The organism is Pseudomonas sp. NPDC089392, from assembly GCF_044749595.1.
Classification (GTDB): Bacteria; Pseudomonadota; Gammaproteobacteria; order Pseudomonadales; family Pseudomonadaceae; genus Aquipseudomonas.
In genome coordinates this window covers 92,760-105,706 of the sequence record NZ_JBIVIF010000004.1, presented here as the reverse complement: position 1 = coordinate 105,706, position 12,947 = coordinate 92,760, and the positions used below count along the sequence as shown (strand labels likewise).

General features: G+C 66.6%; 1 protein-coding gene (only partly in view). It reads right to left on the bottom strand.

Translation table 11 applies throughout. The annotated features are described in order from the left end of the window. Nucleotides 1–12,947: the 5' portion of a BapA/Bap/LapF family large adhesin gene (locus ACIP1G_RS05845; protein WP_400734639.1), read on the bottom strand. Its footprint begins 14,731 nt before the window's first position; only the first 12,947 of its 27,678 coding nucleotides appear in the window; its start codon is at nt 12,945–12,947; its stop codon lies off the left edge, out of view.

Here is a 12,947-nt window from a genome sequence, read left to right as displayed (position 1 = left end):
CCGGCGACGACACTGCCAACCAATGTGCCGTTGGCATCATGCACCTCCACGCGGGTGCCAGCAGGCGCGGTGCCGCTGATGCTGCTGCCGTCTTCGGCGACCACCAGGTCGCTTGGGCTGGCTGGCGCGGTGGTGACCGGGACTTCGAACTGCAGCGCTTCGGAGGCATTGCCGCTCGGGTCGGTCTGCACCAGGCTCAGTTGCTCGCCCGGCTGCACGGCTGGGGATAGGTCGACGAGGAAGGTGCCGTTGGCGCTGACGGTAGCGGTACCAATGACAGTGCCGTTTGCGTCGCGCACTTCAACGGTAGCGCCCGCTTCGCCGCGACCACTCAGGGCCAGGCCGTCGCCGCCGATGACGATGTTGCTGACGGCAGCAGGTGGGGTGATGTCTGGTGCAGTGAATTCCAGCGGCGTCGAGCTGTTGCCGGCGGCATCCACCACGCGGATGTCCAGTGCTTCACCGTTGGCCTGGGCAGGCGCCAGCGTGATGCTGAACAGGCCGTCTGCGCCGACCAGACCGCTACCTACGACAGTGCCGGCGGCATCGCGCACCTGCACGGTGGCGCCAGGTTCGCCGCGACCGCTGAAGGTGACACCATCAGCCAGGGTTAGCTCGGTTGGCTGGGTCGGGGCCTGCAAGTCCGGTGTAGCGACCGAGCCGGGTTGCGAAACGTTGCCGACGGCGTCGGTCAGGGTTACTTGCAGGGTACTGCCATCGGTGATGGCCGGATTCAGGGTGATGGTGAAGGTGCCATCCGGGTTGACCGAACCATCGGCAATCACATTGCCTGCGGCATCACGTACCTGGACGGTGGCACCTGCCTCGCCACGACCACTGAGTTGACTGCCGGCCAGGCCGACCAGCAAGCCGGTCGGCGCTTCCGGTGGCGTGGTGTCGCCGCCGTCGATGTCCGGTGCGGTGATGTTGCCGGCCGTGGAGGCATTGCCGGCAGCATCGGTGGCGGTGACTTGCAGCACCTCGCCGTTCACTTGTGGCGGGTCGAGGGTGATGCTGAAGCTGCCGGTGGCGCCAACCACCACGCTGCCGAGCACGGTGGTACCGTCGGCGGCCAGCACGCGTACGGTGCTGCCTACTTCGGCACGGCCGGTGACCACGCTGCCGTCGGCATTGATCACCAACTCGCTCGGGGCAACCGGTGGGGTGATGTCTGGGGCGGTGACTTGTACTGGCAGCGACGAAGCGCCGCTGCCATCGATGGCCACCACATCCAGCAGTTCGCCGTTGGCCTGGGCCGGGTCGAGGGTGACGGTGAAGCTGCCATCGGCACCGGCGACGACACTGCCAATCAGCGCACCGTTGGCATCATGCACTTCAACGCGGGTACCAGCAGGCGCGGTGCCGCTGATGCTGCTGCCATCTTCGGCGACCACCAGGTCGCTTGGGCTGGCTGGCGCAGTGGTGACCGGGACTTCGAACTGCAGCGCTTCGGAGGCATTGCCGCTCGGGTCGGTCTGCACCAGGCTCAGTTGCTCGCCCGGCTGCACGGCTGGGGTGAGGTCGATGAGGAAGGTGCCGTTGGCGCCGACGGTAGCGGTACCAATGACAGTGCCGTTTGCGTCGCGCACTTCGACGGTGGCACCGGCTTCGCCGCGACCACTCAGGGCCAGGCGGTCGCCGCCGATCACGATGTTGCTGACGGCAGCAGGCGGGGTGATGTCCGGTGCAGTGAACTCCAGCGGTGCCGAGCTGTTGCCAGCGGCATCCACCAGGCGGACATCCAGCGCCTCGCCGTTGGCCTGGGCAGGCGACAGGGACAGGCTGAACAGACCGTCGGCACCGACGATGGCGGTACCGATCACGGTACCGGCGGCATCGCGCACCTGTACGGTGGCACCCGGTTCGCCGCGGCCATTGAAGGTGACACCATTGAGCAGCACCAGCTCGGTGGGCTGCGCAGGCGGTTGCAGGTCTGGCGAGGTGACCGAGCCAGGCTGCGAAACGTTGCCGGCGGCGTCGGTGAGGGTGACTTGCAGGGCACTGCCGTCGTTCACGGCCGGGTCCAGGGTGATCGCGAAGCTGCCGTCTGCACCCACGGTGCCGGTGGCCAGCACATTGCCTGCCGCATCACGCACTTCTACGTTGGCGCCAGGCTCCCCGCGCCCGCTCAGTTGGCTGCCGGCCAGGCCGATGACCAGGTCGGTAGGCGCTGTTGGCGGCGTGGTATCGACACCATCGAGGTCTGGTGCGGTTATCGCATTGGTCGGTGAGGTGTTGCCAGCGGCGTCGATGGCGGTGACTTGCAGTACTTCACCGTCTATCTGTGGTGGGTTCAGGTCGATGCTGAACACGCCGGTCGGGCCGGCCACGGCAGTGCCCAGTTCGCTGCCATCGGCGGCGACGATGCGCACGGTGCTGCCTGGCTCGGCGCGGCCGGTGATGACGCTGCCGTCAGCGCTGACCGCCAGTTCGCTTGGCGCGGCCGGGGCGGTGATGTCGGGCGCGGTGATCTGCGTCGGGGTGGAGGAAACGCCATCGGCATCGATGGCCACTACATTCAGCAGCTCGCCGTTGGCCTGGGCAGGGTTGAGTTCAATGCTGAAGCTGCCGTCGGCGTTGACGGTGGCGCTGCCGATCAATGCGCCGCTGGCATCGTGTACTTCCACGCGGCTGCCGGCTGGCGCAGTACCGGTGAGGGTGGTGCCATCGGCATCGATGGTCAGCCCGCTCGGGCTGACGGGGGCGGTGGTCAACGGCACATCGTATTCGACGGCCACCGACGCGTTGCCGCTTGGGTCCACCTGCAACAGCGTCAGCTGGTCGCCGGGCTGTACGGCCGGGTCGAGGCTGATCAGGAAGGTGCCGTTGGCAGTGACTACGCCACGGCCCAACAGGTTGCCATCGGCATCGCGCACTTCCACGGAGGCACCGGCTTCACCGTGGCCACTCAGGGCTGTGCCGCCCGCGCCGACCAGGATGTCGCTCACGGCATCTGGCGGGGTGATGTCCGGGGCGTTGAATTGCAGGGGAGCGGAGCTGTTGCCGGCGGCATCCACCAGGCGTACGTCGAGCGCTTCGCCGTTGGCCTGTGCCGGGCCGAGGGTGATGCTGAACAGGCCATCGGCACCCACCAGGCCGCTACCGATGAGGGTGCCGGCGGCGTTGCGCACCTGCACGGTGGCACCTGGCTCGCCGCGACCGCTGAAGGTGATGCCATCGGCCAGGGCCAGTTCGGTTGGTTGGGCAGGGGCCAGCAAGTCTGGCGAGGCGACCGAGCCTGGCTGCGAAACGTTGCCGGCGGCGTCGGCGAGGGTGACTTGCAGGGTGCTGCCGTCTTTCACGGCAGGGTCCAGGGTGACTGCGAAGGTACCGTCTGCACCGACGGTGCCGCTGGCGACAAGGTTGCCGGCTGCGTCGCGCACCTGCACGGTGCTGCCGACTTCGCCACGGCCACTGAGTTGGCTGCCGGCCAGGCCGATGACCAGGTTGGTGGGTGCCAGCGGTGGCGTGGTATCGCCGCCGTCGATATCCGGCGCAGTGACCGAACTGGCCACCGAGGTGTTGCCTGCGGCATCGATGGCCGTGGCTTGCAGCACTTCGCCATCCACTTGTGCCGGGTTGAGGCCGATGCTGAACGCGCCGGTCGCGCCAACCACGGCGCTGCCCAGCTCGGTGCCATCCGCAGCGAGGATGCGCACGGTGCTGCCGGGCTCGGCGCGGCCCGTGACCACAGTGCCGTCAGCGCTGACGGCCAGTTCGGTGGGGGCAGCAGGCGCGGTGATATCAGGTGCGGTGATCTGCGCAGGCAGCGAAGAAACGCCGCTGTCATCGATGGCCACCACATCCAGCAGTTCGCCGTTGGCCTGGGCAGGGGCCAGCGCGATGCTGAAGGTGCCGTCGGCATTGGCGATGGCGCTGCCGATCAGGGTGCCGTTGGCATCATGCACTTCCACGCGGCTGCCTGCCGGTGCGCTACCTGTCAGGGTGGTGCCGTCGGCGTCGATAAGCAGGTTGCTTGGGCTATCAGGAGCTGTGGTCAGCGGAACGTCGTATTCCAGGGCAACCGAGGCATTGCCGCTCGGGTCGGTCTGCACCAGGTTCAGCTGGTCGCCAGGTTGTGCGGCCGGGTCGAGGTCGATCAGGAAGGTGCCATTGGCACCGACCACGCCGCTGCCGATCACGTTGCCATCGGCGTCACGCACTTCCACGGTGGCACCCGGTTCGCCACGGCCGCTCAGGGCCAGGCCACCGGCGCCGACGACGATGTTGCTCACGGCGTCAGGCGGGGTGATGTCCGGAGCATCGAACTGCAGCGGTGCGGATATATTGCCGGCTGCGTCGACCAGACGCACATCCAGTGCTTCGCCATTGGCCTGGGCAGGGGTGAGCGTGAGGCTGAAGGCGCCGTCTTCATTCACCACGCCCGTGCCGATGACCGTGCCGGCGGCATCGCGTACCTGCACGGTAGCGCCCGGTTCGCCGCGACCGGTGAAGGTCACACCGTCGGCCAAGGCCAGGTCGGTTGGCTGCGCTGGCGGCAGCAGGTCTGGCGAGGTTACCGAGCCGGGTGGCGATAGGTTGCCGGCGGCGTCGGTGAGGGTGACTTGCAAGGTGCTGCCGTCGTTCACGGCAGGGTCCAGGGCGATAACGAAACTGCCGTCCGCGCCGACCGTGCCGGTGGCGATGATATTGCCGGCAGCGTCACGCACTTGCACAGTGGTACCGGCTTCGCCGCGACCACTCAGTTGGTGGCCGGCCAGGCCGATGACCAGATCGGTGGGTGCCAGCGGTGGCGTGGTGTCACCGCCATCGATATCCGGCGCAGTGACCGAACTGGCGGTAGAGGTGTTGCCGGCGGCGTCGGACGCGGTGGCTTGCAGTACTTCACCGTCCACTTGAGGCGGATTGAGGGTGATGCTGAACACGCCAGTGGCACCCACTACAGTGGTGCCCAGCTCGGTGCCATCGGCGCCGACGATGCGCACGGTGCTGCCCGGTTCGGCACGGCCCGTGAGCACGGTGCCGTCAGCGCTGACGGCCAGCTCGGTCGGGGCGGCAGGGGCGGTGATATCCGGTGCGGTGATTTGCGCAGGCAGCGAGGAAAGGCCGCTGTCATCGATGGCCACGACATCCAGCAGTTCGCCGTTGGCCTGGGCAGGGCTCAGCTCGATGCTGAATGTGCCGTCCGCGTTGGCGATGGCGCTGCCGATCAAGGCGCCGTTGGCGTCATGTACTTCCACGCGGCTGCCAGCAGGCGCGGTACCGGTCAGGGTGGTGCCGTCGGCATCGATGGCCAGGTTGCTCGGGCTGTCGGGTGCGGTGGTCAGCGGTACGTCGTAGTCAACGGCCACGGACGCGTTGCCGCTTGGGTCGGTCTGTACCAGGCTCAGTTGGTCGCCTGGTTGTGCGGCCGGGTCAAGGTCGATCAGGAAGGTGCCGTTGGCGCCGACCACGCCGGTGCCGATCACGTTGCCATCGGCGTCACGTACTTCGACAGTGGCACCAGGTTCGCCGCGACCGCTCAGGGCCAGGCCACCGGCACCGACCACAATATTGCTCACGGCATCCGGTGGTGTGATGTCCGGAGCATCAAATTGCAGCGGCGCTGAAGTGTTGCCAGCCGCATCGACCTGACGCACATCCAACGCTTCGCCATTTGCTTGAGCGGGGGACAAGGTCAGGCTGAACGTGCCGTCTTCATTGACCACACCGGAACCGATGAGGTTACCGGCGGCATCGCGCACCTGTACGGTCGCGCCCGGCTCACCGCGACCGCTGAAGGTCACGCCATCGGCCAGGGCCAAGTCAGTGGGCTGGGCTGGTGGCAGCAGGTCGGCGGAAGTCACCGAGCCTGGCTGCGAAACGTTGCCAGCGGCATCGGTCAGGGTGACTTGCAGGGTGCTGCCGTCGATTACGGCAGGGGCCAACGTAATCAGGAAGCTGCCATCTGGCCCAACGGTGCCAGTGGCCAGCACGTTGCCATCGGCATCGCGGACTTGCACGGTGGTGCCCGCTTCGCCACGGCCGCTGAGCTGACTGCCGGCCAGGCCAATCATCAGGTCGGTCGGTGCTGCTGGTGGCGTGGTATCGACGCCGTCGATATCCGGCGCGGTGACCGAGCTGGCGGTAGAGGTGTTGCCGGCGGCGTCGGACGCGGTGGCTTGCAGTACTTCACCGTCCACTTGAGGCGGATTGAGGGTGATGCTGAACACGCCAGTGGCACCGACGACGGCAGTGCCCAGCTCGGTGCCATCGGCGCCCACGATGCGCACGGTGCTACCCGGTTCGGCACGACCGGTCAGGACAGTCCCGTCTGCGCTGACGGCCAGTTCGGTCGGGGCGGCAGGGGCGGTGATGTCCGGAGCAGTGATCTGGGCAGGCAGTGAAGAAACACCGCTGTCATCAATGGCCACGACATCCAGCAGCTCGCCGTTAGCCTGGGCTGGATTCAGCTCGATGCTGAAGGTGCCATCGGCGTTGGCGATGGCGCTGCCGATCAATGCGCCGTTGGCGTCATGTACTTCCACGCGGCTACCAGCAGGCGCGGTACCGGTCAGGGTGGTGCCATCAGCGTCGATGACCAGGTTGCTTGGGCTGTCTGGGGCAGTGGTCAGTGGTACGTCGTATTCGACGGCCACGGACGCGTTACCGCTTGGGTCGGTCTGCACCAGGCTCAGTTGGTCGCCTGGTTGTGCGGCCGGGTCGAGGTCGATCAGGAAGGTGCCGTTGGCACCGACCACGCCAGTGCCGATCACGTTGCCATCGGCATCACGCACTTCCACGGTGGCACCCGGTTCGCCGCGGCCACTCAGGGCGAGGCCACCGGCGCCGACGGCGATGTTGCTCACCGCGTCAGGCGGGGTGATATCCGGTGCATCGAATTGCAGCGGCGCCGAGCTGTTGCCTGCTGCGTCCACCAGGCGCACATCCAGCGCTTCGCCGTTGGCTTGGGCAGGGGACAGGGTCAGGCTGAACAGGCCATCGGCACCTACTACGCCGCTGCCGATAAGGTTGCCCGCGGCATCGCGCACTTGCACAGTGACGCCCGGTTCACCTCGACCGGTGAAGGTCACGCCATCGGCCAAGGCCAGTTCAGTCGGTTGTGCTGGTGGCAACAAGTCGGTGGAAGTCACCGAACCGGATGGCGACACGTTGCCAGCGGCATCGGTCAGGGTGACTTGCAAGGTGCTGCCGTCGATCACGGCAGGGTCCAGGGCGATAACGAAACTGCCGTCCGCGCCGACAGTGCCGATGGCGATGATATTGCCGGCAGCATCACGCACTTGCACAGTGGTACCGGCTTCGCCGCGACCACTCAGTTGGTGGCCGGCCAGGCCGATGACCAGGTCGGTGGGTGCCAGCGGTGGCGTGGTGTCACCGCCATCGATATCCGGCGCAGTAACCGAACTGGCAGTAGAGGTGTTGCCGGCGGCGTCGGACGCGGTGGCTTGCAGTACTTCACCGTCCACTTGAGGCGGATTGAGGGTGATGCTGAACACGCCGGTGGCACCCACTATAGCGGTGCCCAGTTCGGTGCCATCAGCGCCGACGATACGCACGGTGCTACCCGGTTCAGCACGGCCAGTGAGCGCAGTGCCGTCAGCGCTGACGGCCAGTTCGGTCGGTGCGGCAGGTGCAGTGATGTCCGGTGCGGTGATTTGCGCAGGCAGCGAGGAAACGCCGCTGTCATCGATGGCGACCACATCCAGCAGTTCGCCGTTGGCCTGGGCGGGGTTCAGCTCGATGCTGAAGCTGCCGTCCGCGTTGGTGATGGCGCTGCCGATCAACGCGCCGTTGGCGTCATGCACTTCCACGCGGCTGCCAGCAGGTGCGGTACCGCTGAGGGTGGTGCCGTCAGCGTCAATGGCCAGGTTGCTTGGGCTGTCTGGGGCAGTGGTCAGTGGTACGTCGTATTCGACGGCCACGGACGCGTTACCGCTCGGGTCGGTCTGCACCAGGCTCAGTTGGTCGCCTGGTTGTGCGGCCGGGTCGAGGTCGATCAGGAAGGTGCCGTTGGCACCGACCACGCCAGTGCCGATTACATTGCCATCGGCGTCACGTACTTCGACGGTGGCACCGGGTTCGCCGCGACCGCTCAGGGCCAGGCCACCGGCGCCGACGACGATGTTGCTCACGGCATCCGGTGGTGTGATGTCCGGAGCATCGAACTGCAGCGGCGCAGAGGTGTTGCCTGCTGCGTCCACCAGACGCACATCCAGCGCTTCGCCGTTGGCTTGGGCAGGGGACAGGGTAAGGCTGAACAGGCCATCGGCGCCGACGATGCCAGTGCCGATGATGGTGCCAGCGGCATCGCGTACTTGCACGGTCGCGCCCGGCTCACCGCGACCGCTGAAGGTCACGCCATCGGCTAGGGCCAAGTCAGTGGGCTGGGCTGGTGGCAACAGGTCGGCCGAAGTCACCGAGCCCGGCTGCGAAACGTTGCCAGCGGCATCGGTCAGGGTGACTTGCAAGGTGCTGCCGTCGATCACGGCCGGGTCAAGGGCGACGGTGAAGGTGCCGTCGGCACCGACGGTGCCGGTCGCCAGGATATTGCCTTCAGCGTCACGCACTTGCACGGTGGTGCCGGCTTCACCGCGACCACTCAGTTGGTGGCCGGCTAGGCCGATGACCAGATCGGTGGGTGCCAGCGGTGGCGTGGTGTCACCGCCATCGATATCCGGCGCAGTGACCGAACTGGCGGTAGAGGTGTTGCCGGCGGCATCGGACGCGGTGGCTTGCAGTACTTCACCGTCCACTTGAGGCGGATTGAGGGTGATGCTGAACACGCCAGTGGCACCCACTACAGTGGTGCCCAGCTCGGTGCCATCGGCGCCGACGATGCGCACGGTGCTGCCCGGTTCGGCACGGCCCGTGAGCACGGTGCCGTCAGCGCTGACGGCCAGCTCGGTCGGGGCGGCAGGGGCGGTGATATCCGGTGCGGTGATTTGCGCAGGCAGCGAGGAAACGCCTGCGTCATCGATGGCCACCACATCCAGCAGTTCGCCGTTGGCCTGGGCAGGGTTCAGCTCGATGCTGAAGGTGCCGTCGGCATTGGCGATGGCGCTGCCGATCAAGGTGCCGTTGGCGTCATGTACTTCCACGCGGCTGCCGGCAGGCGCGGTACCGGTCAGGGTGGTGCCATCGCCATCGATGGCCAGGTTGCTTGGGCTGTCTGGGGCAGTGGTTAGTGGTACATCGTACTCGACGGCCACGGAAGCGTTGCCGCTTGGGTCAGTCTGTACCAGGCTGAGCTGATCGCCCGGTTGGGCTGCCGGATCCAGGTCGATAAGGAAGGTGCCATTGGCACCCACCACGCCGGTGCCGATCAGGTTGCCACCAGCATCGCGCACTTCGACGGTGGCACCCGGTTCGCCTCGGCCGCTCAGGGCAAGGCCACCGGCGCCGACCACGATGTTGCTCACAGCATCGGGCGGGGTGATATCCGGCGCATCGAATTGCAGCGGCGTCGAGCTGTTGCCTGCTGCGTCCACCAGACGCACATCCAGCGCTTCGCCGTTGGCTTGGGCAGGGGACAGGGTCAGGCTGAACAGACCATCGGCACCCACTACGCCGCTGCCGATAAGGTTGCCCGCTGCATCGCGCACTTGCACAGTGGCGCCCGGCTCGCCGCGACCGCTGAAGGTCACGCCGTCGGCCAGGGCCAGGTCAGTCGGTTGAGCAGGCGGCAGCAAGTCGGCCGAAGTGACCGAGCCCGGCTGCGAAACGTTGCCGGCGGCATCGGTCAGGGTGACTTGCAGAGTACTGCCGTCAATCACGGCCGGGTCCAAGGTGACGATGAAGGTGCCATCAGCGCCGACGGTACCGGTCGCCAGGATATTGCCTTCACCGTCACGCACTTGAACGGTGGTGCCGGCTTCACCACGGCCGCTCAGTTGGCTGCCGGCGAGGCCGATCACCAGATCGGTCGGGGCTTCAGGTGGTGTGGTGTCGCCACCATCAATGTCTGGTGCGGTGACCGAGCTGGCTTGCGAGGTGTTGCCGGCGGTATCGGACGCGGTGGCTTGCAGTACCTCGCCGTCCACTTGTGGCGGATTGAGGGTGATACTGAAGACACCGGTGGCACCGACGACGGCAGTGCCCAGCTCGGTGCCATCGGCGCCAACGATGCGCACGGTGCTGCCCGGTTCGGCACGGCCTGTGAGCACGGTGCCGTCAGCGCTGACGGCCAGTTCGGTCGGGGCGGCAGGCGCAGTGATGTCCGGTGCGGTGATCTGCGCAGGCAGCGAGGAAACGCCTGCGTCATCGATGGCCACGACATCCAGCAGTTCGCCGTTGGCCTGGGCCGGATTCAGCTCGATGCTGAAGGTGCCGTCGGCGTTGGTGATGGCGCTTCCGATCAATGCGCCGTTGGCGTCATGGACTTCCACGCGGCTGCCAGCAGGTGCGGTACCGCTAAGGGTGGTGCCGTCAGCGTCGATGGCCAGGTTGCTTGGGCTGTCGGGTGCAGTGGTCAGTGGTACGTCGTATTCGACGGCCACGGACGCGTTGCCGCTTGGGTCGGTCTGCAGCAGGCTCAGTTGGTCGCCTGGTTGTGCGGCTGGATCAAGGTCGATGAGGAAGGTGCCGTTGGCACCGACTACGCCGCTGCCGATCACGTTGCCATCGGCATCACGCACTTCGACGGTGGCACCGGGTTCGCCGCGACCGCTCAGTGCCAGGCCACCGGCACCGACCACGATGTTGCTGACGGTATCCGGTGGAGTAATGTCCGGAGCATCGAACTGCAGCGGCGCAGAGGTGTTGCCGGCCGCATCGACCTGACGTACATCCAGAGCTTCGCCGTTTGCTTGAGCGGGGGACAGGGTCAGGCTGAAAGTCCCGTCTTCATTGACCTCGCCTGAACCGAGGAGGTTACCGGCGGCGTCACGCACCTGCACAGTGGCGCCCGGCTCACCGCGACCGCTGAAGGTCACGCCGTCAGCCAGGGCCAAGTCAGTGGGCTGGGCTGGTGGCAGCAGGTCGGCCGAAGCCACCGAGCCCGGCTGCGAAACATTGCCAGCGGCATCGGTCAGGGTGACTTGCAGGGTGCTGCCGTCGATCACGGCCGGGTCAAGGGCGACGGTGAAGGTGCCGTCGGCACCGACGGTGCCAGTCGCGATGATGTTGCCTTCAGCGTCACGCACTTGCACGGTGGCGCCCGCTTCACCACGGCCGGTCAGTTGCTTGCCAGCGAGGCCAATCACCAGGTCGGTCGGTGCTGCTGGTGGCGTGGTATCGACGCCATCGATATCCGGCGCAGTGACCGAACTGGCGGTAGAGGTGTTGCCGGCGGCGTCGGACGCGGTGGCTTGCAGTACTTCACCGTCCACTTGAGGCGGATTGAGGGTGATGCTGAACACGCCAGTGGCACCGGCGACGGCAGTGCCCAGCTCGGAGCCATCGGCGCCGACGATGCGCACGGTGCTACCTGGTTCGGCACGACCGGTCAGGACAGTCCCGTCAGCGCTGACGGCCAGCTCGGTCGGGGCGGCAGGGGCGGTGATATCCGGTGCGGTGATTTGCGCAGGTAGAGAGGAAACGCCTGCGTCATCGATGGCGACCACATCCAGCAGTTCGCCGTTGGCTTGTGCCGGATTCAGCTCGATGCTGAATGTGCCATCGGCATTGGCAATACCGCTGCCAATCAGCGTGCCATTGGCATCGTGCACTTCCACGCGGCTGCGGGCAGGCGCGGTACCGCTAAGGGTGGTGCCATCGCCATCAATGGCCAGGTTAGTCGGGCTGGCGGGGGCGCTGGTCAGCGGCACATCGTATTCGGTCACCGGCGAGGCGTTGCCACTGGGGTCCACTTGCACCAGGCTCAAGTGCTCACCCGACCGTACCGCAGGGTCGAGTTCGATCACGAAGCTACCGTTGACAGAGACGATGCCACGGCCCAGCAGGTTGCCAGCGGCATCGCGCACTTCGACAGTGGCACCGGCTTCGCCGCGACCGCTCAAGGCCGTGCCACCCGGGCCGACCAGGATGTTGCTGACAGCATCGGGCGGGGTGATGTCCGGGGCGGTGAATTCCAGCGGTATGGAGCTGTTGCCGGCGGCATCCACCTGGCGGATATCCAGGGCTTCGCCGTTGGCCTGGGCAGGCGAAAGGGTGAGGCTGAAGGTGCCGTCGGTGTTGACCAGGCCGCTACCGATGAGGTTGCCGGCGGCATCGCGCACCTGCACGGTGGCACCAGGCTCACCACGACCGGTAAGGGTCACACCGTTGGCCAGGGCCAGCTCGGTCGGGGCCAATGGCGCAGTCGCGTCGGGGGCTGTGACAGTGCCAGGCACCGAGACATTGCCAGCGCCATCGGTCAGGGTGACCTCAAGGTGTTCGTTGTTGATCTGCGGTGGGTTCAGCGCCACATCGAAGCTGCCGTCCGCCCCCACGACACCGCTGCCGATCAGGTTACCGGCAGCGTCGCGGATGTTCACCGTGCTGCCGGCTTCGCCACGGCCGCTCAGGCGCAGGCCATCTGGCGATACCAGCAGGTCGATGGGCGTGGCCGGTGCGCTGGTATCGGGGTTGGAGCCGCCACTGCTGCTGCCGCTGCTGTTGTTGTTTGCCGCCGCTGCCGCACCACCGACACCGAGCAGGCTCAGCCCGGCAATTGCCCAAGTCGGCATGGCACTGCCCGCAGTGCCGATACCTGCGACCAGCTCATCCAGCGAGGCAACGTCTTCGAAGGTGAAACCGGTGAACGCCGCTGCATCGTATTGGGCATGCCACAGGGTGCCGTCTTCGCCAACGAACACGATGTCACTGCCAACCCCAGCCTGGTCCACGGCGAAGAAGTTGCCGATGGTGACCTTTTCACCGGACTTCAGGGTAACGATCAGATCTTGCCCGCGTTGGGTGACGGTAGCCACCTTGTCGGGGGATACCGGCATCTGCACGACGCCAGGCCCTTTGAGATTGATATTGCCCCAGGCGCTCTGAGTGGCGACTTCGGTTTGCTTATCGGCAACGACGATGCTTTCCAT